Source organism: Bradyrhizobium sp. CFUWI (genome assembly GCF_056429085.1).
In genome coordinates, this window is sequence record NZ_JBWJZE010000009.1 from 65,519 (window position 1) to 91,032 (window position 25,514).

Below are 25,514 nucleotides of genomic sequence, written 5' to 3' on the forward strand. Positions count from 1 at the left end.
AAATGCTGCCAGTCCATGCTTATCGCGCTGGCCCGGCCCTTGCTACCACATGAAAGTCATGCACTCTTGCCGCATGGCCACAGGACGTTGCGGTCTTCAACAAGGCCTTGCGGCCTGTGCAATGGCGCAACGCCTTGCGGAGACAAGTCGGGATCTATGGCAGTCGCGTTTGATGAAATGAACATTCCCGGCGGGGACCTTCGCCCCGCCTATCAGGAGCTGGCGCGCTGGCTCAAGGAGACGCCTCCCGAGGCGCTGGAATATCGCCGCCAGGAGGCCGAGCTCCTGTTCCGCCGGATCGGCATCACCTTCGCGGTCTACGGCGAGGCCGAGTCCACCGAGCGCCTGATCCCGTTCGACGTGATCCCGCGGATCATGTCCGGCAGGGAATGGACGTTGCTGGAGAAGGGCCTGAAGCAGCGCGTGCGCGCACTCAACATGTTCCTGCGCGACATCTATCACGGCCGCGACATCCTCCGCGCCGAAATCGTGCCTGACGACTTGATCTTCCAGAATCCGGTGTTCCGGCCCGAGATGAACGGCCAGCAAGTGCCGCACGACGTCTATGTGCACATCGCCGGCATCGATATCGTCCGCGTCGATGCCGAGGACTTCATCGTGCTGGAGGACAATGCCCGCACGCCCTCGGGCGTGTCCTACATGCTGGAAAACCGCGAGATCATGATGCGGCTGTTTCCGGACCTGTTCGCCCGCCACAGGGTGGCGCCGGTCGAGCGCTATCCGGATGAGCTGCTCGCCGCGCTCCGCTCGGTCGCGCCGCAAAGCGCGTCCAGCGAGCCGACGGTGGCCTTGCTCACGCCCGGCGTCTACAACTCGGCCTATTACGAGCACTCCTTCCTGGCCGACAAGCTCGGCATCGAGCTGGTCGAGGGCCGCGATCTCATCGTCAAGAACAACGAAGTGTTCATGCGGACGACGGAAGGGCTGAAGCGGGTCGACGTGATCTATCGCCGCGTCGACGACGACTTCCTCGATCCCCTCACCTTCCGTCCCGATTCCGTGCTCGGCGTGCCCGGGCTGATGTCGGCCTATGCGGCCGGCAACATCACGCTCGCCAACGCCGTCGGCACCGGCATTGCCGACGACAAGGCGATCTACTCCTACATGCCGGACATCGTGAAATTCTATCTCGGCGAGGAGCCGATCCTGAAGAACGTGCCGACCTGGCGCTGCCGCGAGCCGAAGGATCTAGCCTACGTGCTGGACAATCTAAGCGAGCTCGTCGTCAAGGAAGTGCACGGCTCCGGCGGCTACGGCATGCTGATCGGCCCCGCTGCGACGAAAGCCACGATCGAAGCATTCCGCGAGAAGCTCAAGCGCGAGCCGGAGGGTTTCATCGCGCAGCCGACCCTGGCGCTCTCGACCTGCCCGACCTGCACGGCATCGGGCCTTGCGCCACGCCATGTCGACCTGCGGCCCTTCGTGCTCACCGGCAGCAAGAGCACCACGATCGTGCCGGGCGGCCTGACACGTGTCGCGCTGAAGGAAGGCTCCCTGGTGGTGAATTCGAGCCAGGGCGGCGGCACCAAAGACACCTGGATCCTGGACGAGTAGTCAGATGCTGTCGCGTACCGCCGAAAACCTCTACTGGCTCGCCCGCTACGTCGAACGGGCCGAATATCTCGCGCGCACCATCGACGCGACGCTGCGCGTCACCGCGCTTCCCGCCGCCTATATCGGCAAGACCAATGAATGGGACTCGGCGCTGCTCACCGCCGGCGTCGCCGCCAGCTTCTATCAGACCTACGAGGAAGCCAACGAGCACAACGTCGTCGAATACCTCTCGTTCTCCGCGGACAACCCGTCCTCGATCAGGAACTGCATCGAGTCGGCGCGGCTGAATTCGCGTTCGGTGCGCACCGCGCTGACCAGCGAGATGTGGGACACCATCAACTCGGCCTGGATCGAGCTTCAGGCGGTGTGGAGCAAGGGCGCCTCGACGCGAGAGGAGCTCGCCAAATTCCTCCGCTTCGTGCAGGAGACCTCGCTGCGCTTCGACGGCTCGGCCTACCGGACCATGCTGCGCAACGACGCCTATTGGTTCTCTCGGATGGGCGTGCACCTCGAGCGCGCCGACAACACCGCGCGCATTCTCGACGTGAAGTATCACGTGCTGCTGCCCGAGGAGGAGCATGTCGGCGGCCCGCTCGACTTCTATCAGTGGAGCTCGATCCTGCGCTCGGTCTCGGCGCTGACGGCTTATCACTGGGTCTATCGCGAGACGCTGAAGCCCTGGCTGATCGCGGACCTGCTCATCCTCAACGACACGCTGCCCCGTTCGCTGGCCAGCTGCTACGGCAATCTCGTGCGCAACCTCGACCAGATCGGCGTCGCCTATGGCCGCCAGGGCGCGGCCCAGCGCCACGCCCGCGGCATCCGCAACCGGCTGGAACACAGCAACATGAACGACATTTTCCAGCACGGCGTGCATGAATTCATTCAGGAATTCATCACGGACAATTCCAGGCTGGGCGAAATCATCACGAAGCAGTATTTGATTTGATGTCCATCGACTGACAAAATGGGATGCCGTCATGGCCGGGCTTGTCCCGGCCATCCACGTTCTTGCTTTCACGCGGCGAGGAAGAGCGTGGATGCCCGGGACAAGCCCGGGCATGACGAGTTTCTTTGCGGCAACAGTCGGGCCTCACAACCAACGACACGGTCCACCATGCGCCTGCGAATCCTGCACACCACGACCTATCGCTACGAGCCGCCGGCCACGAGCGTGATCCAGATCCTGCGCATGACTCCCGGCAGCCATGACGGGCAATATGTGGCGGAATGGCAGATCGACGTCTCCACCGACACCAAGCTCGACACGCATGAGGATGCGTTCGGCAACGTCACCCACGTGCTGTCCTGCGGGCCCGTCGGCGACATCCAGATCACGGCCGAAGGGCTGATCGAGACCCACGATACCGGCGGCGTGCTGCGAGGCGCCGACGAACGCTTTCCGGCGGGCATGTTCCTGCGCTCGACCGACCTCACCTCCGTCAATCCGGCGATGACGGCGGTCGCGCGTCAGTTGCGCGGCGAGGCCGAGAGCGACACGCTCGGCTTCCTGCATACGCTGATGACTGAGATTGCCGACCACATGACGTTCGACGAGGACCCGACCCATAGCGGCACCTCGGCGGCGGAGGCGTTCACGCTCAAGCGCGGGGTGTGCCAGGACTACGCGCACATCTTCATTGCCTGCGCCCGCGCCGGCGGCGTGCCGGCGCGCTTCGTCTCCGGCCACTTCCTGCGCGCGGACGGTCTGTTGCATCAGGACGCCGGGCACGCCTGGGCGGAGGCCTTTGTGCCCGATCTCGGCTGGGTCGGCTTCGATCCCGCCAACAGCATCTGCGCCACCGACGCCCATGTCCGCGTCGCGATCGGGCTCGACTATCTCGGCGCGGCCCCGGTACGCGGCACCCGCTATGGCGGCGGCACGGAGACGCTGACGGTGGCCGTGAAGGTCGAGCAGGCCGGCCGTGGCGGGCCGTCGCAATCGCAATCCCAGCGGCAGGGCTAGGCGCCGCCGTCCGAACACATGGGTCGTGCTACACTCGCGGGGATCAGACCTGCCCCCCGCGAGGTACCACATGGCCACCGTCAAGCTGCTTTCGGACGATGAACTCTCCACCGAAGCGCGCGCCGTCTTCGACGATATCCGCAAGGTGCGGAAGTCGGACTTCGTCAACAATTTCTGGCGCGCGCTGGCGCATGATCCGAAGACGCTGCGGCGGACCTGGGAGAGCATCAAGGAGGTGATGGCGCCCGGCGCGCTCGATCCCAAGGTCAAGGAAATGCTTTACGTGGCGGTCTCGATCGCGCATGGCTGCAGCTACTGCATTCATTCGCACACCGCCGCCGCACGAGCCAAGGGCATGACCGAGGCCGAATATGCCGAGATGCTCGCCATTGTCGGCATGGCCGCGGAGACCAACCGGCTGGTCACGGCGCTCGGCGTGCCCGTCGACGAGGCGTTTCTGGTCGATGCAGCGGATTGAACGACAAGGATGACTGTCATTCCGGGGCGCGCACAGCGCGAACCCGGAATCCATCGGGCCACAGAGTTCGTGGATGAATGGATTCCGGGCTCGCGACTTCGTCGCGCCCCGGAATGACGGCCGGAATCGGGGGTTGGAGCGGCCCTTGAAATTGGCTAGTAATTCCGCGCAAACGCGTTCGAGGAATGGAAATGACCTATTGCTGCGGAATTCTGGTTCGGGACGGTCTGGTGATGATCGCCGACACCCGCACCAATGCCGGCCTCGACAACGTCTCGACCTTCCGCAAGCTCCACATCTTCTCCAAGCCCGGCGAGCGCATCATGGCGATCGCCAGCGCCGGCAACCTCGCCATCAGCCAGTCGGTGCTCTCCACGCTGACCGAAGGCCTGGAGGACCCCAATACGGGCGAGCTCGAGACGCTGATGAACGCGCCGACCATGTTCCAGGCCGCCCAGCGCATCGGCCGGGCGATCCGGGCGGTGCACGCCACCGAAGGCCCTGCCTTGAAGTCCGAGGACGTGTCCTTCGACGTCTCCTTCCTGTTCGGCGGCCAGATCAAGGGCTCCCGGATGCGCCTGTTCATGGTCTACACCGCCGGCAATTTCATCGAGTGCACCACCGACACGCCCTACCTGCAGATCGGCGAGCACAAATACGGCAAGCCGGTGCTCGATCGTGCCATGCATTACGACGTCGAGCTCTACGAGGCGCTGAAGACCGGCCTGATCTCGATGGACTCGACGATGCGCTCCAATCTCGGCGTCGGCCTGCCGATCGACGTGCTGGTGGTGCGCTCGGATGCCTGCGAGGCCGATCTCAACCACCGCATCGAGGCGGGCGAGCCCTATTTCCACGACCTGCGCTCGCGCTGGTCGGCGGCGCTGCGCGCAGCGCATCAGAACATTCCGCGGCCGCCCTACAAGAACGAAAAAGAACCGAAAACCTGACAACATGAGAAAAGGCAGGAAACGATGAGTGAAGCAAAAAAGATCGCCGTGGTGACGGGCGCCGGCACCGGCGTCGGACGCGCGGCCTCGCTGGCGCTGATGAATACCGGCTTCACCGTGGTGCTCACCGGGCGCCGGCTCGACATGCTCGAGGAGACCGCAAAGCTCGGCCCGGCGGGAAAAAGCCTGTGCGTCACCGCCGACATGACCAAGCCGGATTCCATCGCCGCGCTGTTCGACAAGGTGAAGGCGACCTATGGCCGCCTCGACGTGCTGTTCAACAATGCCGGCATGGGCGCGCCAGCCGTGAACTTCGAGGATCTCAGCCTCGAGCAGTGGCAGGCGGTGGTGAACACCAACCTCACCGGGCCGTTCCTGTGCACCCAGCACGCCTTCCGCATCATGAAGGACCAGACCCCGCGCGGCGGCCGCATCATCAACAACGGCTCGATCTCGGCGCATGCGCCGCGGCCGTTCTCGGCGGCCTACACCTCGACCAAGCACGCCATCACCGGCCTGACCAAGGCCAGCAACCTCGACGGCCGCATGTACGACATCGCGGTCGGCCAGGTCGATATCGGCAATGCCGCGACGCCGATGACCGACCGCATGGTCAACGGTCCCGGCGTGCTGCAGCCGGACGGCACCACCAAGCACGAGCCGCGCATGGACGCCAAGGCTGTCGGCGATGCCGTGGCCTATATGGCCAGCCTGCCGCTCGATGCCAACGTGCTGACCATGACGGTGATGGCCACCAAGATGCCGTTCGTCGGACGGGGCTGATCTCAAAAACTGAAAAACAACCCCATGCACAGTAGGGATCTCATTGATTCCGCTGTGCTCTGTCCGTGCCCTCCTTGCGGGCAGCAATCCGGGGCATCGGTCTCGTGCCCCGGACGCAGCGCGGCATACGATCACGCTGCCGAGCCGGGGGCCATGCCTCCGCGATCTCGTTCCTGGTCTCCTGGGTCCCGGCTCTGCGCTGCAACGCTGACGCGTTGCAGCGCAGAGCCGGGACACGAGACCTCGGCCGCGTCCCGGACCGCCCGGCATTGCCTTTGCAGCGCAGCCGCGGCCATAATCATTGGGGGTTTGGGGACATCATGCTGCGCTTGCAATCGGCACTCGGCATTTTCGTATTGCTGTTGATCGCCTTCGCATTGGCGGAGAACCGGCGCGCCGTGTCGCTGCGACAGGCGGCGGTCGGGCTCGTCGTCACCTTCGCCACTGCGATCGTGCTGCTGAAGCTGCCGGTCGTCGCGCATGCCTTTGGCGCCATCAATGACGCGGTCGGTGCGATCTCCGCGGCCTCGCGCGCCGGGTCCGCCTTCGTGTTCGGCTATATCGGCGGCGGCCCCCTGCCCTTCGATGTCAAGGTGCCGGGCGCCGATTTCATCCTGGCGTTCCAGGCGCTGCCGATCGTGCTGGTCATGAGCGTGCTGACGACGCTGCTGTTCCACTGGCGCGTGCTGCCGCCAATCGTGCGCGGCATGGCCTGGCTGCTGGAGCGAACGCTCGGCGTCGGCGGCGCGGTGGGCCTGTCGACGGCCGCCAACATCTTTCTCGGCATGGTCGAGGCCCCGCTGTTCGTGCGGCCCTACCTCAAGCAGATGACGCGCAGCGAATTGTTCCTGGTGATGACCGGCGGCATGGCCGGCATCGCCGGCACGGTACTGGTGCTCTATGCGACGCTGCTTGCTCCCCTCATCCCCGACGCCGCCGCGCATTTCGTGATCGCCTCCGTGCTGGGCGCGCCGGCCGCGATCCTCGTCAGCCTGATCATGGTGCCTGAAATCTCGGACAAGCGCACCGGCGGCGTGCTTGAAGATCCCGAGATGGACGTGTCCGGCACGATGGACGCGATCGTGAAGGGCACCACCGCCGGCCTCGAGCTGCTGCTCAACATCGTCGCCATGCTGCTGGTGCTGGTGGCGCTGGTCTATCTCGTCAATGCCATGCTCGGCCTGCTGCCTGAGATCGGCGGCGCCGCGATCTCCTTGCAACGGCTGCTGGGCCTGGTGATGGCGCCGGTGTGCTGGCTGATGGGATTGCCGTGGGATCAGGCCGTCACCGCCGGCAGCCTGATGGGCACCAAGACCGTGCTCAACGAGTTGATTGCCTATGTCGACTTCTCGAAGCTGCCGCCCGGCGCGCTCGATCCGCGCTCGCGCCTGATCATGCTCTACGCGATGTGCGGCTTCGCCAATTTCGCCAGCCTCGGCATCATGATCGGCGGCCTAGGGGTGATGGCGCCGGAGCGGCGCGAGGAGATCAACGCGCTCGGGCTGAAGTCGATCGTGTCGGGAACGCTGACCACGTGCGTGATGGGCGCGGTGGTGGGGGTGGTGGCGTAGGTCTCTCCGCCGTCATTGCGAGGAGCCCTTGCGACGAAGCAATCCAGACCGTTCCCGCAGATGAATTTCTGGATTGCTTCGCTTCGCTCGCAATGACGAGTGGACAGAGATAGGTGCGCGTTTCGGACAGCTCCCTACGCCTTCAACTCCACCGTTCTGAACTCCGCCGGCAAGATCACCTCCAGCAGCTCGACGTCATCGGAGTAATCCAGGATCATGTGCTTGATCTTCGGCGGCTGGGTCCAGGCGCTGCCTTCCTTCATCAGCGTCTCGCCCTGCCCGTCCATGTAGGTCTTCACCCAGCCCTTGAGCACGTAGACCATCTGGAATTCGACGTCGTGGAAGTGCAGCTTCGAGACCTCGGCCGGATTGCAGGGGCCCTGCAGGCGGATCACATGCGCCTGCGCGAGACCGTGGGTGGCCTCGGCAATGCCGAGGTCGCGGTATTTCGCGTAGGCGCGCAGGCCGTCGGCCTTGAAGTCTTCCTCGCGGTGATGGCTGATGGCGATGCGTTGCCGCGGGCGCGCGGGCTTTTTCGGCGCCACAATGCGTGCCTTCGCCTTGACCGCCTTGCGCGCCGAGGATCGCGCCGCGGCCTTTGCGCCGCTGCGCTTCTTCACCGCGGCCTTCGTTGCGGGTCTTGATGCCTTTTGCTTGGCCATTGTCTGCCTCCCTGATCTGAGCCGCGCCCGCCGAACGGGGGACAACCCGAAGGCAGATTATCCAGTCTTGGACGAGGCAGCAATTGCGGGCGCAAGGGCCCGTCACTCCATGTCCAATCAAGTCGTAGCTTGCCCCAAGCTGTCGTGGCGGACGGCCGGCGTCTCGTATTGGTTCTCACGCTGAATTAGTCTCGCCCCTGAGATTCTGGGGGAATTGATTCATGGGCGGCAGCGTAGGCCAGCGTGCATTTCAAAATGCCCGGCTTCAGAAACGACAAAAGGCCGAAGTGCTGCCATTGCTCGGGCACGCACTCCAGCTGCACAAGATGGGACTCCTGCCGGAGGCCCAGGCCGCCTATCGCCAGCTCCTGCAGCTCGCACCCAAGCAATTCATCGCGCTGCACATGCTCGGCATTTTGGAATCCGATGCCAAAAACTATCAGCAAGCCGAAATCCTGCTGAGCCGGGCGGTCGCCGTCGATCCGCGGTCGGCCGACGCTCATATGAGCCTGGGCGTCGCCCTCAACGGACTACGGCGTCACGAGGAGGCCTGCGCGAGCTATCGAAAAGCCCTCGCCTTGCGACGCAACCACGCGCTAACCCTGTCCAATCTCGGCAATGCGAGCGTCGCCCTCGACCGTCACGACGAGGCGCTGCACAGCTACGACAAGGCGCTCGTGCTCAACCCAGGGCTTGCCGAAGCCCATAATGGCCGGGGCTGGGCGCTCTGCCGTCAGCGCAACTATGACGAGGCCGTCGCGAGCCTGAACCGCGCGCTCTCGATCAAGCCCGACTATGCGGCGGCGCTCGCGAACCGCGCCATCGCTTTGCGGGAACTCCAGCGATTTGACGAAGCCCTGGCAGACGGCGATCGGGCCATCGCGCTGGCCCCCGACGACGCGAATGGATGGATCGCGCGGGCCGGTGTCCTGCTCCAGATCCAGCAAATTGCCAAGGCATCGCACGATTGCGAGAAGGCCCTCGCGATCGCTCCCGATTCCATTCAAGCTCACTTGGTACTGGGCCTTTGTCTCGCCGGACTTGGGCGGGTCGAGGAAGCCCTCGCCAGCTTCGACAGAGCCCTCGACATCCAGCCTGACCTTCAGAGCGCGATCTCCAACAAGATATTCACGCTGGATTTCATGGCGGATGCCGGCGTCGAGCAGCATCAACAGGCGCGGCAATTATGGTGGGAGCGGATCGGCGCGAAGATCGCCTCGGAAGCGGCGGGACCGCATGACAACAGCCGCGAGGCGGATCGCCGTCTGGTGCTCGGCTATGTCTCGTCGGACTTCAACGCGCATTCGGCCGCGTTCATTTTCAAGCCGGTGCTGCAGCACCATGACCGGGCCCAGTTCGAGATCGTGTGCTATTCCTGTTCGTCCAAACTTGACGCGACGACCCGGGAATTTCAGGGGATCGCCGACCGCTGGCGCGATGCCTCGCAATGGACCGACGATCGCCTCGCCGCGGAGATCCGCGCCGATGGCGTCGATATCTTGATCGATCTGTCCGGCCACACCAGGGGAAACCGCCTCAGCGTGTTTGCGCGCAAGCCGGCCCCGATCCAGGTGCACGGCTGGGGCCACGGCACGGGGACCGGGCTGCCGACCATCGATTATTTGTTCTCGGACCCCGTCGCGATTCCTTCGACGGTCCGGCATTTGTTTGCGGAGACTGTTGTCGACCTGCCCTGCTTCGTGACACTGACGCCACTGCCGGCCGGGATCGACCGCGCGCCGACCCCGGCGATCGCGAACGGATTCGTCACATTCGGTGTCTTCAACCGCATCAGCAAGATCTCGGACGAGGCAGCAAAGGTCTGGGCCAGGATTCTCGAACGGGTGCCGGGTTCGCGCCTGCTGATCAAGGACGTTGCGCTGGACGATCAACTGGTCCGCGACAATCTGCTGGCGCGGTTTGCGGCTTGCGGATTGCCGGTCGAGCGCGTCGATCTGCTCGGAGCCACCTTGCGCGACGAACATCTGGCGTCGTTCAATCGCGTCGATATCGCCCTCGACCCGTTCCCGCAGAATGGCGGCGTCAGCACGTGGGAAGCCTTGCAGATGGGCGTGCCGGTGGTGGCGAAGCTCGGCAGCAGCCTGCCCAGCCGTGCGGCCGGGTCCATCCTCACCGCACTTGGCCTGCCGGACTGGGTCGCGGACAGCGATGCGGCCTATATCGAGATCGCCACCAGCCATGCGGCCGAGATCGGCACGCTCGATCAGTTGCGCCGCGAGCTGCCCGGACGGATCAATGCTGCGGCCGCCGGCAACCCGGTCTCATACGCACGGGCGGTGGACGAGGCCTATCGCGCGATGTGGCAGCGCTATTGCAGCAGCGCCGCCTGATTTCCCCTCAAGCAATGACGGGATAGCGCGCTCGCCCGGCGCGGCTCCAACGGAGATATCGAGGAGATATCGTAGGGCAAAGCGAAGCGTGCCCACGCGTCCGTGGCCGCATTGGAAAGATCGTGGGCACGGCGCAAGGGCGCCTTTGCCCACCCTACGAGACCTATGTTCGTCTCAATGCAGCCCGGCGCAGCTCCAACGGAGTATCGAAGAGATAACGTAGGGTGGGCAAAGCGAAGCGTGCCCACGCGTCTGTGGCCGGGTTGGAAAGATCGTGGGCACGGCGCAGGGGCGCCTTTGCCCACTCTTCGAGACCTGTGTTCTCTCAATGCAGCCGGAACACGCCGTCCACGGCGCGCAGCTCGGCCGGCTTGATCAGCTTGGAATGCGCCACGGTGACCGAATGCAGGGGGCCGTCGAGCTTCTCCTGCCAGAACGCCAGGAAATCCTTCAGCGCCGGAAATTTCGGAAACATGTCGTAGTTCTGCCAGACGTAGGTCTGAAGCAGCGAGGGATGATCCGGCATCCGATAGAGGATCTGCGCCGTCGTCAGCCCGTAACCCAACATCTGTTTCCGGAAATCCTCGGAAACGGCCCCATTCCGCAGTCCCATGCCAGACCTCCTTTGCAGGAGCGCATTCAAGGGGCGGCTTGGTCGGTGTGCGCCTTACGAGCCACCCGGTACTGATGCGCTCACATGAGAGAAATGTGACGCAAACTGACAATTCATCTCAAGCCCAAAAGTTTAACAAGCTGTTGAAATTCAACGCGTTAGCAGCAGAGGACGCTCCGTGCTAATACGGGGGCGAGGCTCGGTTAACGATGGCGAGAGAAGCTGGCAATCCTCGCTTCCGAGTGCTGATTTTTTTGCTACAAACCCTTGCTCCCGCAAAATTCCTGTCCTATTTCAGCTCCGCGTGTGCTAGCACTCGCGGGCACCGATTGCTAACAATCTCAAAATCTCAACCCGAGCAAATGCTTAGGAGGACTGCATGAAATTCCGTCCGCTTCACGACCGCGTCGTGGTCAAGCGCATCGACGCAGAAGAGAAGACCGCTGGCGGCATCATCATTCCCGACACTGCCAAGGAAAAGCCCTCCCAGGGCGAAGTCGTCGCCGTTGGTCCCGGTGGCCGCGACGAATCCGGCAAGCTGATCCCGATCGACCTGAAGGTCGGCGACCGCGTGCTGTTCGGCAAGTGGTCCGGCACCGAGGTCAAGATCGACGGCCAGGACCTGCTGATCATGAAGGAGAGCGACGTGATGGGCGTTCTCGAAGTCAGCGAGTCCAAGAAGAAGGCGGCTTAAGAGCCCCTCTCCTCCCTCCAGTCAAACATCCAAGGAAAAATCCACATGGCAGCCAAAGAAGTCAAATTCTCGGTTGATGCGCGCGACAAGATGCTGCGCGGCGTCGACATTCTCGCCAACGCGGTGAAGGTCACGCTCGGCCCGAAGGGCCGCAACGTCGTGCTCGACAAGTCGTTCGGCGCTCCCCGCATCACCAAGGACGGCGTCACCGTCGCCAAGGAGATCGAGCTCGAGGACAAGTTCGAGAACATGGGCGCCCAGATGGTGCGCGAAGTCGCCTCCAAGTCCGCTGACGCGGCCGGCGATGGCACCACCACCGCCACCGTGCTGGCCCAGGCGATCGTGCGTGAAGGCGCCAAGTCGGTCGCCGCCGGCATGAACCCGATGGACCTGAAGCGCGGTATCGACCTCGCGGTCGAAGCCGTCGTTGCGGACCTGCAGAAGAACTCCAAGAAGGTCACCTCGAACGACGAGATCGCCCAGGTCGGCACCATCTCGGCCAACGGCGACCAGGAGATCGGCAAGTTCCTGTCCGACGCCATGAAGAAGGTCGGCAACGAGGGTGTCATCACCGTCGAGGAAGCCAAGTCGCTCGAGACCGAGCTCGACGTCGTCGAGGGCATGCAGTTCGACCGCGGCTACATCTCGCCCTACTTCGTCACCAACGCCGACAAGATGCGCGTTGAGATGGACGACGCCTACATCCTCATCAACGAGAAGAAGCTCTCCTCGCTGAACGAGCTGCTGCCGCTGCTCGAGGCCGTGGTGCAGACCGGCAAGCCGCTGGTCATCGTCGCCGAGGACGTCGAAGGCGAGGCGCTCGCGACCCTGGTCGTGAACCGCCTGCGCGGCGGCCTCAAGGTCGCGGCCGTCAAGGCGCCGGGCTTCGGCGATCGCCGCAAGGCCATGCTGCAGGACATCGCGATCCTGACCGGCGGCCAGGCGATCTCGGAAGATCTCGGCATCAAGCTCGAGAACGTCACGCTCAACATGCTCGGTCGCGCCAAGAAGGTGATGATCGACAAGGAGAACACCACGATCGTCAACGGCGCCGGCAAGAAGGCCGACATCGAGGCGCGCGTGGCCCAGATCAAGGCGCAGATCGAGGAAACCACCTCGGACTACGACCGTGAGAAGCTCCAGGAGCGTCTGGCCAAGCTCGCCGGCGGCGTCGCGGTGATCCGCGTCGGCGGCGCGACCGAGGTCGAGGTCAAGGAGCGCAAGGATCGCGTTGATGACGCGATGCATGCGACCCGCGCGGCTGTCGAGGAAGGCATCGTCCCGGGCGGCGGCGTCGCCCTGCTCCGTGCCTCCGAGCAGCTCAAGGGCCTGCGCACCAAGAACGACGACCAGAAGACCGGCGTCGAGATCGTGCGCAAGGCGCTGTCGGCTCCCGCTCGCCAGATTGCGATCAACGCCGGTGAAGACGGCTCGGTGATCGTCGGCAAGATCCTGGAGAACAAGGCCTACAATTACGGCTTCGACTCCCAGACCGGCGAATATGCCGACCTCGTCAAGAAGGGCATCATCGACCCGACCAAGGTGGTCCGCACCGCGATCCAGAACGCTGCCTCGGTTGCAGCCCTGCTGATCACCACGGAAGCCATGGTCGCCGAGCTGCCCAAGAAGGGCGGCGCCGGCCCGGCGATGCCCCCGGGCGGCGGCATGGGCGGCATGGACTTCTGATCCAGCCTTTCAGACACAGTCAAGAAATGCGAAACCCCGGCAGCGATGCCGGGGTTTTTGTTTTGCGTGTCACACGCAAAAGTAGCAAGATCGGTCATTCCGGGGCGCGACGAAGTCGCGAGCCCGGAATCCATTTCACCGCTTGCTCATGGCCTATTACGTTTACCTCCTCGCCAGCAAGAAATACGGCACGCTTTACATCGGCGTGACGAATGACATCATCCGCCGCATCCACGAACACAAGAGCAAAGTCGCCGCTGGATTCAGCAAGCGGTACTGCGTCGACAGGCTGGTTTGGTTCGAGATCTACGACGATCCCGTCACTGCCATTACGCGCGAGAAGGAATTGAAGAAGTGGCGGCGGGAATGGAAGGTGCGGTTCATTGAGGAGAAGAATCCTCAGTGGATCGACCTGTATCCACAGATTGCGGTCTGAACTTGCGGATCAATGGATTCCGGGCTCGGCGCTGCGCGCCGCCCCGGAATGACGGGCAAGCCTCACTCCACCTTTCCCAGCCGCTCGAAGTGCGGCTCGCCGTCTTCGTCGAGCGACCAGATGATCCGCGTCACCTTGCCGATCAGGTTGTCCATCGGCACGAAGCCGAACGTCGACATGCGGCTATCGGTGGAATTGTCGCGGTTGTCGCCGAGCACGAAGAAGTGGCCGGGCGGCACCGTGAAGACGGCGGTATTGTCGAGGAAACCGTCGTCGGCGCAGTCGTGGGTGACATAGGACGCGCCGTTCGGCAGCGTCTCGCGCCAGCGCTTGACGGTGGCGCCCTCGTCGACGCCGCAGGTGGTGCCGGCGAGCTTCCTCTCCAGGGCGACGCGCGTCACCGGACGGTCGTTGAGGACGAGCCGGCCCTGCCGCATCTGGATGCGGTCGCCGGGCAGCCCGACCACGCGTTTGACGTAGTCGACCGAATTGTCCTTCGCCGTCCGGAACACGACGATGTCGCCGTATTCCGGATCGGCGGCAAGGACGCGGCCCGAGATCCAGGACGGCGCGAACGGGAAGGAATAGCGGCCGTAGCCGTAGGCGTATTTGGCGGCGAAGACGTTGTCGCCGACCATAAGCGCCGGCGTCATCGAACCCGAAGGGATGCTGAACGGCTGGTACAGGACGAAGCGAAACAGGATCAGCGGCGACCACAGCACCGGGACCATGAGGATCAGGATGAGAATCGCCTTCCATTCCCGCGACTGGGCTGTCGAGGGCCGGATCGTTTGCGAAAGAGTGGTCATGCGCTTGCCCCGGTCAAGTCTCCTCACGAGATTACGCAACCTTGGCGCGCGCAATCCCTGCTCCGTGAACTTGGTCGCACATCGCGCGGCCCGCGTTCAATGCGAGATCATGAACGTCGCCAGCGATCAGCCGTGTGACAAATCCTTGAAGCAGTGACGTACCCACTCGATCGTCACGCGCGTCGCCGGATCGCGCTTCAGATGGTTCTGCACCAGGAGCCAGACGTCGCGGCGCCTCGGCAGCAGCGTGGCGCGCAGGCTGCGGTCGGCGAGCAGCGGCCCGCAGCTGTGTTCGGGCAGCACGCCGATGGCCTGATGCGACTGGATCATGGTGCGGATGATGCGGACATTGTCGGTGACGCAGCGCGCGTTCGTCAGACGCTTGGCACGGAGGAATTGCTGCTCGGGGATCGCGTCGAGCTCGTCCGGATAGACGCAGGCGATGGGCTCGCCGCCCGAGCGGTCGGCGGGCTCGAAGAAATACAGCCTGACGTCGCCGAGCTTGGAGATGGTGAAGTCGCCCTTCTCGGGCTTGCGCAGGCGGATGGCGAGATCGGCCTGCCAGCGCGAGAACTTGACGTTGCCGCTGGAGGTGAGGAATTGCAGGGTCAGGCCGGGATGATCGCGCAGGAAGCTGCTTGCCCGCGGCGCCAGCAGCTCTTCGGCGACCGCGTTGGTCGAGGCGATGCGCAGGCGGCCGACCGGGCCCGGCTGGCTCTCCTTGATGCGGTCGATCGCCGCGACGTGGGCGGCCATCGCCCCGACATGCTCGAGCACCGCCTCGCAATGGCGCGTCGGCCGGCGCTGGCCGTCCACCGCATCGAACAGCGGCACGCCGAGATCGCGCTGGATGCGCGCGAGCCGGCGGCCGACGGTGGTCTCGTCGATGCGCAGCCGCGCGCTGGCGCCGGCATAGGTGCCCTCGTCCCTCACCGCGGCAATGATGCGCAGATCGTCCCAGTTCATTCCGGCGAGCCTAGCAGGCGATGCCGCGCCCTGCAAATCTGCAGCCATAAGCTGCAATAGTCCTGCACAATGGCAGGCCGTCGCCGCGCTAGTGTCGCGCATCCGATATCCCTGGAAGGCCCGCCCCGCATGACCGCTCCGAAGACCCTGCTCGAACTCGCCGGCGCCGATCTCGATCCGCCGAAGCTCAAAGAGGCCTGCCTCGTGCTGATCGACCTCCAGAACGAATATTGTGCCGGTCCGCTAGCCCTGCCCGATGCGCAACCCGCGATCGCCGCGGCGGCGCGCCTGCTCGCGCGCGCACGGGAGAGCGGAGCCGCGATCTTCCATGTCGCGCACAAGGGCCGCGCCGGCGGCCTGTTCGACCGCGAGGCCGCGCGCGGCGCGATCGTCGAGCGCCTGACACCGCTCGCGAGCGAGCCCGTGATCGAGAAAGCGCTGCCGAACTCGTTCGCCGGCACCGATCTGCAAGCGCGCCTTGCCGCAACCGGACGCAAGAACATCGTGCTGGCCGGCTTCATGACTCACATGTGCGTCTCCTCGACCGCCCGCGCCGCGCTCGACCTTGGCCTGCGCACGACGATCGCGGCCGACGCCTGCGCCACCCGCGACCTGCCCGACGGCCGCGGCGGCACGCTGGACGCCCGGACGATTCATCAGGTCGCGCTGGCCGAACTCTCGGATCGCTTCGCGATCATCGCGCAAGTCGAAGCACTGACTTGATGGAGCGTGCGATGCTGCAGCTTTATTTCTTCCCGATGGCCTGCTCGCTCTCGAGCCGCATCGCGCTGATGGAGGCCGGTATCGAGGCGCGGTATCACCTCGCCCATATCTGGACCAAGCAGGTCGTGGACGACGGCAGCGATTTCCGCGACCTGTCGCCGAAAGGCGCGGTGCCGGTCCTGGTGCTGGAGAACGGCGAGCGGCTGACCGAGAGCGCGGCCGTGCTGCAATACATCGCCGATGCGAAGCCGGAGGCGCGTCTTGCGCCGCCGCCCGGCGATCCCGATCGCTATCGCCTCCAGGAATGGCTGAGCTTCGTCGGCGCCGAGATTCACAAGGCGTTCCTGTTTCCAGCCTTCTGGTACAAGGACGACGGCTCGCTCGCCAAGCCGCGCGCAAGGATCATGCAGACCTTGTCGGTGCCATCTGCGCATCTGGCGCAGCGCGAATTCCTCGTCGGCAACAGCTTCACGGTGGCGGATGCGCACCTCACCTGGGCCTTGCTGCTGCTGCGTCCCGCGGGAGTCGACATCGCGCAATGGCCGTCCTTGTCGGACTATCTCGCGCGCATGCAGGCGCGCCCCGCCGTGCGGGAGGCGATCGCGACCGAGATGGCGCTGCGCAAGACCGTGGCGGCCAGCGCTGCGTGACAGGATGTCACGGCCGGCGGATCCGGTCGCCCCGTCGCGAGGGCATTGATGCCGGCGCGGCATGCGCTAATCTGGGAGATATTTTTCAATATTTCCCGGACGGTTTTCATGCGCGCTGTTTCAGGTCTTCACCTGCCCGGATTCTCTCTGGCTCTCCTCGCCTGCTGGCTCGGCCTTGGTCCCGCATCAGCCGAGACGCGGGTCGCGCTCGTCATCGGCAACGGCGCCTATGCCTCGACGGCGCGGCTCCCCAATCCGTCGCACGATGCCGAGGACGTGGCGGCTTCGCTGAGGCGCAGCGGCTTCGAGGTGATTCAAGGCATCGATTTGCGCCAGGCCGACATGCAGGACCTGACCATCCGCTTCGCGCGCGCGGCGAGCAGAGCCGACGTCGCCCTGTTCTATTACAGCGGCCATGCGATGCAGTACAACGGCGTGAACTATCTGATGCCCGTCGACGCCTCGCTGACCGATGAAGCGGACCTCAAGCGTTTCGTCCGGGTCGACGACATCGTGAACGACCTGCAGCAGGCCAAGAACCTGCGCATCCTGGTGCTCGATTCCTGCCGCGACAATCCGCTGGCAGAAACGCTCAAACGCTCCGCCGGCACGACGCGGGCCGCCTCGATCGGGCGCGGCCTGTCGAAGGTCGAGGCGCCGCGCGGCACCATCGTGTCGTTCTCGACGCAATCAGGCCAGGTCGCCGCCGACGGCGTCGGCCGCAACAGCCCCTACACGACGGCGTTCCTGAAGCACATCGAGGAGCCGCAGGAGATCGGCGACGTCTTTCGCGACATCAGCAGCGACGTCTATGACGCCAGCGGCAAGACCCAGCTGCCGGAGCTGTCACTGTCGATCATCGGCAAGTTCTATCTGAACGGCCCGGTATCTGTCACAGTCGCCCCCGCGGCGCCGCAAGCCGCGCCGCGGCCCGACCCTTGCGCGGCCGCGGAGGCCCATTGGAAGGCAGCGGACGGCATCGGCACCGTCGGCGTCTTCGAGGATCATCTGGCGCGATTTTCGAGTTGCAGCTTCGCCGGCCTCGCCAAGGCGCGGATCGACAGCCTGAAGCAGAAGGTGGCAGTAGTACCGAGCGGCAATGCCAGAGCCACCGGCAGCAATGATTTCGACGGCCACTGGGACGTGACCCTGAACTGCCCGCCCGCCGGCAAAGCGCAGGGTTTCACCAGGCCCCTGGTCGCCACCGTCACCAACGGCGTGTTTCACGCCGAGGCTCAAGGCAAGGACGTCAACCGCCTGGAGATCGACGGCCAGATCCCGGCCGACGGCAGGACGACGTTGAGCGCGCGCGGAACGACCGGAGCAAGCGCGTACACGCTCAACAACCTCGCGCCGGGCTCGCCTTACGCCTTCACGGTCGATGCGCAGTTCGATCGCAGCCGCGGCACCGGCAAGCGCAACGAGGCGCGCGCCTGCAATCTTGTTTTCGTCAAGCGTTGATCGTGCAGAAAGCGGTGAGGCGCGCTTCGCCTCACTCCACCCGCGCCAGCACCGCGAGCTTGCGGATGCCCTTGTTGCGGTAGGCGTCGAGGAACGCGTAATAGTCCTTGAACGACACGCAGCCGTTGGAATCGCCGTTCGGCCCGAGCATGAAGGTGTGCGCGAGCAGGCCGTCGCGGCCGTAGATCGCGCTCTCGCCGCCGATCGGGGTCAGGCGCAGCGCGGGCACGCCGTGGAACAGCGCCTCGCGCGGCTTCAGCGTGTAGATGTGCGGCGGCGTCACGCCGCGCATGCGCTGGCGCTGGGAGCGCGGGTCGTCGAGGTTGGAGCCGAGGCCGGAATGCGCCTCGAGCTTGGTGCCGTCGGGCAGATACACCGTCTTGGCGGTGATGTCGTAGACCGCGGTGTCGCGCTCATAGGGCGGCGCGCCGCCGAACATCGGGTTCTGCTCCTTCGGCGCGATGGACGCGGTGATGCTGGCATCGGCCGAGGCATAAGCAAGCAGCCCGCCGGACGGATCACGCTTGCCCCAGAGCTTTTCCACCATCGACTGACGCGGCGAGGTGATCGACATCACCGCGGCCTTGGCGCGATCGGCGAACGATTTCTTGCCTTCGGGTGCCGGCACGATCTGGGCCGGATCGGCCGAGGCGAGCTGGATCTGGGCATCCGGAGCGCGCTTGGTCTTGTCTGCGGCCTTGTCGGTGGTCTTGTCGGCGACTTTGGCCGGGGCCGACGGCTTCAGCGCTTCCGCGACCTTGGCGATCACGCTCTGCTTCGGCGGGTCGTTAGCCACCGCAACCTGGGTCGCGGATGCGGCGCTCGAAGCATTCGAGGGCACGCCCTGCGTCGCAGCTGCGGCAAAGCGCTCGTTGAACATCTCGCGCGAGATCGGGGCTGCCACCTGCAACCGGTCAGGCAGGAGGGCAAAAGCGTCCTTGATGGCCTCGCCAGCCTCGCGCAGCGCGACCTTGGGCGCCCGCTTGATCACCGGCTCGTCGTAGCCGATGCTGCCGACGGTCGGATAGACGCTCGCGCCGAAGACGTTGCTGTAGATGGTCCAGCCGGCGCCCATCACGGCGCAGCCGATCGCCGCGGCGCCAAGCCAATTGGTCGTGGTCATTTGCCGGGAAGATTTCCGCGAATGGCTTTTCGAGAAATTTTTCGATTTCCGTGCCGCGTTACTCGGCGCAGCGATACTCGTACTCATTCGCCTTGCGTCCAGGACGGTGTCACTCAGTCCCCCTTCAAAGTGCCGCTGGTCACGATCCGGGAACAGCATCTCGCAGAGGGTCGGAGCGTCATTAAGGCGACTTTTAGTTAAATGCGGATTAAGTTCGGGCGGATGTAGGGCGGCTCGTCAACGCTGTCCCATTTTGAGAAAAAAGCCCGCAGAAGTACGGACTTAGGCGCGTCTGTTAACCATGATTCTCGGCCAGATCGGTGTAGTCAGCGGACCTCTCCGGCCGCGCCTTTAAGCGCATCCAACCAAGTCCTTTTCGTGATCCTCAATGCCCGGATGATAACGGGGAAGCATTGCGCGAGGCTGGCGTGCGATGTGTCCCTCCACCTCTCTCTTGGCTCTCTTGGCGCTCCCTTGGCGCCCGCGTTGGGCCGCTCACGCCATCACGCGTCGGACAGCGCAACTCACGTGGCACCGGCCTTCCCTGACCGAAAGTTGATCGGACCGGACTGGAAAATGCCGCAGCGGGGAAATAGCTGACAGGGCGGCACTTTTCAGCAGCCTCTGCGGATGATACGGTACCGTATCAACATCGCCTTGAACTGTGCCGAGCACGCAAACGGAGGCTGGCATGAGTGGGTTCGCGCGCGCCGGGTTTTTCGCCCTGGCGTCGTTGTTTCTGTTGATTGGTTCTGCAATTGCACAGCCTGCGGCCAATGCGGGCTGCACGGCAGCGCCATCCACCGCGGGCACACAAATTTTGCGCTGCGACAACGGCATCACCATCGTCGCAGAAAACGGCGCCAGATTTGAACTAAAGGACGCCAACCGCGACGGACATATAGACTCCGTCGAGTTGAGCAGCAAAGCGCTGCTGGTCGAGGTGCCCAGGAAGCCCCGGGGCAATGCCTTCAAGGTGCTGACGCCGCAGGCGATCGCCGCGGTGCGCGGCACCAGATGGGCCGTCGATGCCGCCGAGGCCAAGACCTCCGTCTTCGTCGCTGACGGCCGGGTCGGCGTCAACCGCAGGACACCCGGGCGCGGCGTCGTTCTCGGTCCCGGCGAAGGCGTCGACGTGGAAGCGACCGGCCCGTTGACGATCAAGACATGGGGCCAGCCGCGCGTCGACGCGCTGATGGCAAGGCTCGGCCAGTAAGACTTGGCCAGTAAGAGACTTGGCCAGTAAGAGACTTGGCCAACAGGACTTAGAACAAAGAAGATTGCAGCACGTAGTGACTAGACGCGTTCAGATCCTGGTGGCACTCATCCTCACCGCGCTGTGGGGCGCGGGCATCTATGCCGCGCACGGCTACGGGCATCTGCGCTTTCTCGACCGCCTCGAAGCAACGCTGACCGATTGGCGGACCCAAATCCGCGGCGTGCAGCGTCCGCCAGATCTCGTCACCATCGTTGCGATCGACGATACCGTGGTGAAGCGCGGCGGAAGCTATCCGCTGCCGCGCGCCGACCTCGCCCGCGTCGTCGACACCATCGTGCAGTTCAAGCCGAAGGTGGTCGCGATCGATCTCCTGCTCGTCGATCGCAGCGCTGCGATCGGCGACGCCACGCTGGCCAACACGCTGGCGACCGGTCCCATGGTGCTCGCCGCCGCGGCGATCTTCCCCAGCGCCAGCGAAACCGTGGAGCCGAGCAGCCAGGGTCCCCTCGCCGTGCTGCCGCAAGCCGAACGCTTCCTGCTGCCGTTGCCGGCGTTCGCCGACCACGCCGAGGTCGGCGTCGTCAATGTCGCGACAGGACAGTCTGGCTCTCCACTCTCGGTGCCGATGCTGTTCCGGACCCACGACAAGGTCGAGCTGTCGTTCCCCCTGCGGGTCGCCAGCCGCGCGCTCGACAAGCCGCTGACGATCGCGCCGGATCGTCTCATGCTCGGCGACCGCGCGGTGCCGACCGACACCGATTTCGCGCTGCCGATCACCTATTACGGTCCGCGACGCACCATCCGCACCGTCAGCGCGCAGAGCATCTTCGACGGCACGCTCGATCGCGCGGCGATCGAAAACCGGATCGTCGTGATCGGCGCTTCGGTCGCCGGCGGCGGCGACTTCTATCCCACACCGTTCGATTCGTTGATGCCCGGCGTCGAGGTGGTCTCGACAGCGATCACCCATCTTGTGGCCGGCGACGGCATCGTGCGCGACCACAGGGTTCGTATCGCCGACGCGCTGGCTGCGATCCTGCTGCCGATGCTGCTGGTCGGCTTGCTCGCCTGGCGCCGCAGCGCGCTCGGCATTATGGCGGCGGCCGCTGTGATGATCGCCTGGGCTGCGCTCAATACGCTCGCGTTCACGCATGGCGTCTGGCTGAATGCGGCAACCACGCTGGCCGCCGCGGTGCCTCCGGTTGCGATCTTTGCCGGTGTACAGCTGTGGGCCGGAGGCCGCCGCACGCAATATCTCGCCGCCAAGAGCAAGTCGCTTGCCCGGTTCCAGTCACCTGCAGTGCAAGGATGGCTGGCGCGCGATCCGAATTTCCTGTCAAAACCCGTCCGGCAGAACGCAGCGGTAGTCTTCATCGATCTCTCCGGCTTCACCGCCCTGAGCGAACGGACCGATCCGGATGCGATCCAGGAGGTCCTGAAGGCATTCCACGCGCTGATCGACAAGGTTGCAGTTGATTGCGGCGGCACGATCACCGGCTTTCTCGGCGACGGCGCCATGATCCTGTTCGGACTTCCGGGTGCGATGCCCGATGATCCGGCGCGCGCGCTGAAATGTGCGATCGACCTGCATCGCAGCGTCGAACGCTGGATCGCCTCGCTGCCGCCGGCCATCGGCGATCGACTCGGCTTCAAGATCGGCGCGCATTTCGGCGAGATCGTCGCCTCGCGGCTCGGCGAAAGTCACCAGCACATCACGGCGACGGGCGACACCGTCAACGTCGCGAGCCGGCTGATGGAGGTGGCCGCCCAGAACGGCGCCCGGCTCGCGCTCAGCGATACGCTGCTGGATGCAGCCGACTTCCACGGGGATCCCGACGGCATCCTGTCGGGACCCCTGCTCGCCCGCATCCGCGGCCGCTCAGGGGTCGTGACGGTGTGGTTCTGGCGCGATCAACGCGGCCCGGGCCAGGCTGCGGTCAAGGCCGAAGTGATCGGCTGAGGTAGCTATCTTGCTTCCGGCGGCGGCGAGCGGTCGAGCACGTCGCCCTTGGCGCCTTCGAGCAGATCGATGCTGTAGGTCTCGACGACAAGCGGGCCGCGCTTGCGCTGCAATTGCGCGACCTGCGTGACCTTCGCAAAGAGATCGTTGAGGACGGGGTGACCGCCGGAACGCAGCTCGTCGACATAGAGCAGCTTGCCTGCAAGCAGCTTGGGATCGGGCTCGTCCATGTTGACCCAGCGGATACGCTGGTTCTGCTGCAGCACGCAGGTGCCGCGCGGCAAATAGAAAGCGAGCCATCCCGTGGTGCCGTAGTCCTGCGCGAGCACACAGCTCGCGCCATGGCGCGCGCGCACCTCTTCGATTCCCGCGGCGAGCTCGCGCCAGCCGACACCGACGCTGCGCACGGTGGCATCGCGGCGATAGCCGGACAACCAGCCGGTGTTGGCCTGCACGATCAGCGCGGCAAACATCACGATGCCGGTGGGCGCCGCCCAGCGCAGGCAGACATCCGCCAGGCGCCGCGCACGCGGCTTCCACTGCACGAGGTTGGCGGCGGCCGCGGCAGCAATGACGAAGGGCGGATAGACCGGCGCGAACCAGTTGGCTTCGACGCGGGCATGCAGCGAATGCCAGACGAAATAGGCGACGATGGTCCAGAACATCGCCTCGATCAGCACGCGCGAGGCCAGCGCGCCCGCGCGCTGCCAGGTCAGCGCGTGCAGACCCATCGCGCCGAGGATGAAGACCAAGGGGGTCGCGAACGCGATCTGGGTCGGGATCAGTTCGGCGATAAAGACCGGACGGAAGTCCTCGATCCTGGCGCGGCCGAGCTGCTTTGCGAACGAGACCCATTGATGGTCCGCGTTCCAGAGAATCACCGGCGCGAACAGCGCGAGCGCAACGAGGCCGCCGAGATAGGGCCAGGGCGAGAGAAACCAGCGCCGCAGCTTCGGCACGAAAGCGAGCCAGATCAGGATCGCAGCGCCAAAGAACATCGCGGTGTATTTCGACAGCAGCGCCGCGCCGACCGCCGCGCCGACCGCGAGCCACCAGACGCCGCGGCCGGTCTCCAGCACCTTGGCGAGGAAGAACAGCACGAAGCTGGATGCGACCAGCAGCGGCGCATCCGGCGTCACGATCAGCGTGCCGACGGAGGCCAGCAGCGTCACGTTGAGCAGGATGGCACTGGTCGCCGCGACGCGCGCCCCGCCGAACAGGATCGCCGCGGAGCGGTAGACCGCATAGCTCATCGGTAGCGCCAGCAGGATCGAGACCAGGCGGACGCCGAGCTCGGTATCGCCGGCGATCATGGTGCCGGCGCGGATCACGTAAGCGACCATCGGCGGGTGGTCGTAATAGCCCCCGGCCAGGTTCTTCGACCACATCCAGTAATAGGCTTCGTCGAAGGTGATCGGCGTGAACGCGGCCGCGATGAGCCGCAGGGCCACCAGCGCGAGAATCAGCAGCGCGGTGTTGCGGACGATCCGCGCGTCAGCCCCGCCCATCGCGCTATTTCTTGCGCCAGACAAACAGTCCGGACATCGCGTAGTTCCACACCACGCCCATCAGCGCGCCGGCCATGCCGGCCAGCCACCAGATCGGCTCCTGGTCGTAGACCGAGAAGGCGACGCCGACATTGGCGAGCAGGCCGACGCTGCACACGATGTAGAAGGCGATCAGGCCGCGCAGCAGCGCAAACCCCTTCAGCCGCTGATCGCGATAGGTGAGGAAGTTGTTGAGGACGAAATTGCTGGTCATGGCGACGATGGCGCCGGCGGCCTGCGCCTCCGCGAACGGCGCGTTGAACAGCTGAAGCGCGATGAACAGCGTGGCCAGATGCACCACGAGGCCGATGCCGCCGACCATCGCGAACAGGATGAAGCGCAGCGAGACGATGTCGTTGCTCAGCTTGGCGAGCACGAGGCCGAGGAAGTCGAGCGCGACCATGGAATCGAGCTTGCTCTCGCCGTGCTGACGGGCGCCGAAGGTGTAGGGAATCTCGACCGCCCGCAAGTTGCCGTGCGCGGTCGCGACGACGTCGAGCAGGATCTTGAAACCGTGCACGGACAGCTTCGGCGCGAGCTGCTCGAACCGGTCGCGGCGGATCATGAAGAATCCGCTCATCGGATCGGCGATCTCGACCCGGAGCATCTTCCTTGCGACCTCGGTCGCCAGCGCGCTGGCGCCGGCGCGCTGCTTGTTGAAGCCTTCGCTCTTGTAGCCCTCGATGTAGCGGCTGCCGACCACGAGATCGGCCTGGTCGCTGGCGAGCAGCAACAGCATCTTCGGAAGTTGCGTCTCGTCGTGCTGGAGGTCGGCATCGATCACGGCGACAAAGGGCGCGCTGGAGGCCAGGATGCCCTCGATGCAGGCGCCTGACAGACCCCGGCGGCCAATGCGGCGGATGCAGCGCACGCGGCTGTCCTCCTGCGCCAGCGCGCGCACCACGTCCCAGGTGCCGTCGGGCGAATTGTCGTCGACGAACACGACCTCCCACGCGACATTGGTGAGCGTCGCCTCCAGGCGCCGGTACAGCACCGTGACGTTGTCGCGCTCGTTGAAGGTCGGGACGATGACCGACAGTTCCGGGCCCTCTTGAGCCTGTCGCGGGTTGTCGGAGCCCGGTCTGATCGCTTCATTCATGACGGCAGCGTATATCTGCCGCATCCTGCGCTGCCAAGCCGGGAGGTCTGTGGGAAAAGCCCCAAAAGGGGGCCTAAAATGCCAACGACCCCGGAACGGCGGGCTGCGCGTACATCCGGCGCAAGCCTAAGCTATTCCAAGGTCGTCCCAGCGCCGGAGTTTTCGCTCAACGTCGCCGTTAGAACCTAGATA

At 64.9% G+C, this 25,514-nt stretch carries 23 protein-coding genes; 16 read left to right on the forward strand and 7 right to left on the reverse strand.

What is annotated here, in order from left to right; translation table 11 throughout:
• The first annotated feature begins 156 nt into the window (after positions 1 to 156).
• The 7 genes from AC066S_RS20435 (at position 157) to AC066S_RS20465 (ending at position 7,323) form a co-directional block, all read left to right on the forward strand.
• A complete protein-coding gene (locus tag AC066S_RS20435; RefSeq protein ID WP_126257832.1) occupies positions 157 to 1,575 on the forward strand; it encodes a circularly permuted type 2 ATP-grasp protein in 1,419 nt (472 codons plus the stop codon).
• Positions 1,576 to 1,579: 4 nt separating this feature from the next.
• The gene (locus tag AC066S_RS20440) at positions 1,580 to 2,524 is read left to right on the forward strand and encodes an alpha-E domain-containing protein (RefSeq protein ID WP_126257831.1); all 945 of its coding nucleotides are present in this window, start codon (positions 1,580 to 1,582) and stop codon (positions 2,522 to 2,524) included.
• Between the two features lie 168 nt (positions 2,525 to 2,692).
• A complete protein-coding gene (locus tag AC066S_RS20445; protein ID WP_135169228.1) occupies positions 2,693 to 3,541 on the forward strand; it encodes a transglutaminase family protein in 849 nt (282 codons plus the stop codon).
• 70 nt (positions 3,542 to 3,611) lie between these two features.
• Positions 3,612 to 4,019: a carboxymuconolactone decarboxylase family protein gene (locus AC066S_RS20450; protein WP_028141193.1), complete on the forward strand. Its 408-nt coding sequence runs from the start codon at positions 3,612 to 3,614 to the stop codon at positions 4,017 to 4,019.
• A 191-nt stretch (positions 4,020 to 4,210) separates the two neighbouring features.
• Positions 4,211 to 4,969: a proteasome-type protease gene (locus AC066S_RS20455; protein ID WP_126257829.1), complete on the forward strand. Its 759-nt coding sequence runs from the start codon at positions 4,211 to 4,213 to the stop codon at positions 4,967 to 4,969.
• 24 nt (positions 4,970 to 4,993) lie between these two features.
• Positions 4,994 to 5,752 (forward strand): SDR family oxidoreductase, encoded by a 759-nt coding sequence (locus AC066S_RS20460; protein WP_100231326.1) that lies wholly within the window; start codon positions 4,994 to 4,996, stop codon positions 5,750 to 5,752.
• A 320-nt stretch (positions 5,753 to 6,072) separates the two neighbouring features.
• Positions 6,073 to 7,323 carry a NupC/NupG family nucleoside CNT transporter gene (locus tag AC066S_RS20465; protein ID WP_135163153.1) on the forward strand — a complete coding sequence of 417 codons (1,251 nt, stop codon included), beginning with the start codon at positions 6,073 to 6,075 and terminating at the stop codon, positions 7,321 to 7,323.
• Between the two features lie 134 nt (positions 7,324 to 7,457).
• Here AC066S_RS20465 and AC066S_RS20470 read toward each other — a convergent pair whose 3' ends face one another.
• Positions 7,458 to 7,985 carry a cupin domain-containing protein gene (locus tag AC066S_RS20470; protein ID WP_126257827.1) on the reverse strand — a complete coding sequence of 176 codons (528 nt, stop codon included), beginning with the start codon at positions 7,983 to 7,985 and terminating at the stop codon, positions 7,458 to 7,460.
• A 221-nt stretch (positions 7,986 to 8,206) separates the two neighbouring features.
• Between AC066S_RS20470 and AC066S_RS20475 the strand changes: the two genes are divergently transcribed.
• Complete coding sequence (locus AC066S_RS20475; protein WP_126257826.1) at positions 8,207 to 10,336, forward strand: O-linked N-acetylglucosamine transferase, SPINDLY family protein; 2,130 nt, start codon at positions 8,207 to 8,209, stop codon at positions 10,334 to 10,336.
• A 325-nt stretch (positions 10,337 to 10,661) separates the two neighbouring features.
• On the opposite strand, the gene AC066S_RS20480 is transcribed toward AC066S_RS20475, so the two are convergent.
• Positions 10,662 to 10,949, reverse strand: a complete 288-nt coding sequence (locus AC066S_RS20480; protein WP_049820194.1) for an usg protein — start codon at positions 10,947 to 10,949, stop codon at positions 10,662 to 10,664.
• Positions 10,950 to 11,328: 379 nt separating this feature from the next.
• Between AC066S_RS20480 and groES the strand changes: the two genes are divergently transcribed.
• From groES to AC066S_RS20495, 3 genes are all read left to right on the forward strand, one after another.
• Entirely contained in the window at positions 11,329 to 11,643 is a 315-nt protein-coding gene (groES, locus tag AC066S_RS20485; protein WP_024340799.1) for a co-chaperone GroES, read from the forward strand.
• A gap of 45 nt (positions 11,644 to 11,688) precedes the next feature.
• Positions 11,689 to 13,329, forward strand: coding sequence for a chaperonin GroEL (gene groL / locus AC066S_RS20490; protein ID WP_035696468.1), 1,641 nt, complete (start codon positions 11,689 to 11,691; stop codon positions 13,327 to 13,329).
• A gap of 148 nt (positions 13,330 to 13,477) precedes the next feature.
• Positions 13,478 to 13,765, forward strand: a complete 288-nt coding sequence (locus tag AC066S_RS20495) for a GIY-YIG nuclease family protein (RefSeq protein ID WP_478270464.1) — start codon at positions 13,478 to 13,480, stop codon at positions 13,763 to 13,765.
• A gap of 62 nt (positions 13,766 to 13,827) precedes the next feature.
• Here AC066S_RS20495 and lepB read toward each other — a convergent pair whose 3' ends face one another.
• A complete protein-coding gene (lepB, locus tag AC066S_RS20500; RefSeq protein ID WP_478270465.1) occupies positions 13,828 to 14,574 on the reverse strand; it encodes a signal peptidase I in 747 nt (248 codons plus the stop codon).
• A 126-nt stretch (positions 14,575 to 14,700) separates the two neighbouring features.
• Entirely contained in the window at positions 14,701 to 15,540 is an 840-nt protein-coding gene (locus tag AC066S_RS20505; protein ID WP_478270466.1) for a LysR family transcriptional regulator, read from the reverse strand.
• Positions 15,541 to 15,669: 129 nt separating this feature from the next.
• Between AC066S_RS20505 and AC066S_RS20510 the strand changes: the two genes are divergently transcribed.
• From AC066S_RS20510 to AC066S_RS20520, 3 genes are all read left to right on the forward strand, one after another.
• Positions 15,670 to 16,263, forward strand: coding sequence for a cysteine hydrolase family protein (locus tag AC066S_RS20510; protein WP_135169222.1), 594 nt, complete (start codon positions 15,670 to 15,672; stop codon positions 16,261 to 16,263).
• A gap of 11 nt (positions 16,264 to 16,274) precedes the next feature.
• A complete protein-coding gene (locus tag AC066S_RS20515) occupies positions 16,275 to 16,913 on the forward strand; it encodes a glutathione binding-like protein (RefSeq protein ID WP_135169221.1) in 639 nt (212 codons plus the stop codon).
• 108 nt (positions 16,914 to 17,021) lie between these two features.
• Positions 17,022 to 18,374, forward strand: a complete 1,353-nt coding sequence (locus AC066S_RS20520; protein WP_135169220.1) for a caspase family protein — start codon at positions 17,022 to 17,024, stop codon at positions 18,372 to 18,374.
• 31 nt (positions 18,375 to 18,405) lie between these two features.
• Here the strand turns inward: AC066S_RS20520 and AC066S_RS20525 are convergent, their stop codons facing one another.
• Positions 18,406 to 19,497, reverse strand: a complete 1,092-nt coding sequence (locus AC066S_RS20525) for a DUF2778 domain-containing protein (protein WP_164718996.1) — start codon at positions 19,495 to 19,497, stop codon at positions 18,406 to 18,408.
• Positions 19,498 to 20,188: 691 nt separating this feature from the next.
• On the opposite strand from AC066S_RS20525, the gene AC066S_RS20530 reads away from it, so the two are divergent.
• Both AC066S_RS20530 and AC066S_RS20535 read left to right on the forward strand, forming a co-directional pair.
• Positions 20,189 to 20,713 carry a FecR domain-containing protein gene (locus tag AC066S_RS20530; protein ID WP_478270467.1) on the forward strand — a complete coding sequence of 175 codons (525 nt, stop codon included), beginning with the start codon at positions 20,189 to 20,191 and terminating at the stop codon, positions 20,711 to 20,713.
• Positions 20,714 to 20,789: 76 nt separating this feature from the next.
• Positions 20,790 to 22,676, forward strand: a complete 1,887-nt coding sequence (locus AC066S_RS20535; protein ID WP_126260933.1) for a CHASE2 domain-containing protein — start codon at positions 20,790 to 20,792, stop codon at positions 22,674 to 22,676.
• 5 nt (positions 22,677 to 22,681) lie between these two features.
• Here the strand turns inward: AC066S_RS20535 and AC066S_RS20540 are convergent, their stop codons facing one another.
• A complete protein-coding gene (locus tag AC066S_RS20540) occupies positions 22,682 to 24,184 on the reverse strand; it encodes a glycosyltransferase family 39 protein (RefSeq protein ID WP_478270468.1) in 1,503 nt (500 codons plus the stop codon).
• A 4-nt stretch (positions 24,185 to 24,188) separates the two neighbouring features.
• On the reverse strand, positions 24,189 to 25,322 hold the full coding sequence (locus AC066S_RS20545) for a glycosyltransferase family 2 protein (RefSeq protein WP_126260931.1): 1,134 nt from the start codon (positions 25,320 to 25,322) through the stop codon (positions 24,189 to 24,191).
• Positions 25,323 to 25,514 lie beyond the last annotated feature (192 nt).

Excerpts from the sequence above, each read along its gene's own strand:
- AC066S_RS20530 (WP_478270467.1), top strand. The coding sequence starts at position 20,189 with ATGAGTGGGTTCGCGCGCGCCGGGTTTTTCGCCCTGGCGTCGTTGTTT.
- AC066S_RS20545 (WP_126260931.1), bottom strand. The coding sequence starts at position 25,322 with ATGAATGAAGCGATCAGACCGGGCTCCGACAACCCGCGACAGGCTCAA.
- AC066S_RS20520 (WP_135169220.1), top strand. The coding sequence starts at position 17,022 with ATGCGCGCTGTTTCAGGTCTTCACCTGCCCGGATTCTCTCTGGCTCTC.
- AC066S_RS20440 (WP_126257831.1), top strand. The coding sequence starts at position 1,580 with ATGCTGTCGCGTACCGCCGAAAACCTCTACTGGCTCGCCCGCTACGTC.
- AC066S_RS20510 (WP_135169222.1), top strand. The coding sequence starts at position 15,670 with ATGACCGCTCCGAAGACCCTGCTCGAACTCGCCGGCGCCGATCTCGAT.
- AC066S_RS20475 (WP_126257826.1), top strand. The coding sequence starts at position 8,207 with ATGGGCGGCAGCGTAGGCCAGCGTGCATTTCAAAATGCCCGGCTTCAG.
- AC066S_RS20435 (WP_126257832.1), top strand. The coding sequence starts at position 157 with ATGGCAGTCGCGTTTGATGAAATGAACATTCCCGGCGGGGACCTTCGC.
- AC066S_RS20455 (WP_126257829.1), top strand. The coding sequence starts at position 4,211 with ATGACCTATTGCTGCGGAATTCTGGTTCGGGACGGTCTGGTGATGATC.
- AC066S_RS20460 (WP_100231326.1), top strand. The coding sequence starts at position 4,994 with ATGAGTGAAGCAAAAAAGATCGCCGTGGTGACGGGCGCCGGCACCGGC.
- groL (WP_035696468.1), top strand. The coding sequence starts at position 11,689 with ATGGCAGCCAAAGAAGTCAAATTCTCGGTTGATGCGCGCGACAAGATG.
- AC066S_RS20465 (WP_135163153.1), top strand. The coding sequence starts at position 6,073 with ATGCTGCGCTTGCAATCGGCACTCGGCATTTTCGTATTGCTGTTGATC.
- AC066S_RS20470 (WP_126257827.1), bottom strand. The coding sequence starts at position 7,985 with ATGGCCAAGCAAAAGGCATCAAGACCCGCAACGAAGGCCGCGGTGAAG.
- AC066S_RS20525 (WP_164718996.1), bottom strand. The coding sequence starts at position 19,497 with ATGACCACGACCAATTGGCTTGGCGCCGCGGCGATCGGCTGCGCCGTG.
- AC066S_RS20540 (WP_478270468.1), bottom strand. The coding sequence starts at position 24,184 with ATGGGCGGGGCTGACGCGCGGATCGTCCGCAACACCGCGCTGCTGATT.
- AC066S_RS20505 (WP_478270466.1), bottom strand. The coding sequence starts at position 15,540 with ATGAACTGGGACGATCTGCGCATCATTGCCGCGGTGAGGGACGAGGGC.
- AC066S_RS20515 (WP_135169221.1), top strand. The coding sequence starts at position 16,275 with ATGCTGCAGCTTTATTTCTTCCCGATGGCCTGCTCGCTCTCGAGCCGC.
- lepB (WP_478270465.1), bottom strand. The coding sequence starts at position 14,574 with ATGACCACTCTTTCGCAAACGATCCGGCCCTCGACAGCCCAGTCGCGG.
- AC066S_RS20445 (WP_135169228.1), top strand. The coding sequence starts at position 2,693 with ATGCGCCTGCGAATCCTGCACACCACGACCTATCGCTACGAGCCGCCG.
- AC066S_RS20450 (WP_028141193.1), top strand. The coding sequence starts at position 3,612 with ATGGCCACCGTCAAGCTGCTTTCGGACGATGAACTCTCCACCGAAGCG.
- AC066S_RS20495 (WP_478270464.1), top strand. The coding sequence starts at position 13,478 with ATGGCCTATTACGTTTACCTCCTCGCCAGCAAGAAATACGGCACGCTT.
- groES (WP_024340799.1), top strand. The coding sequence starts at position 11,329 with ATGAAATTCCGTCCGCTTCACGACCGCGTCGTGGTCAAGCGCATCGAC.
- AC066S_RS20480 (WP_049820194.1), bottom strand. The coding sequence starts at position 10,949 with ATGGGACTGCGGAATGGGGCCGTTTCCGAGGATTTCCGGAAACAGATG.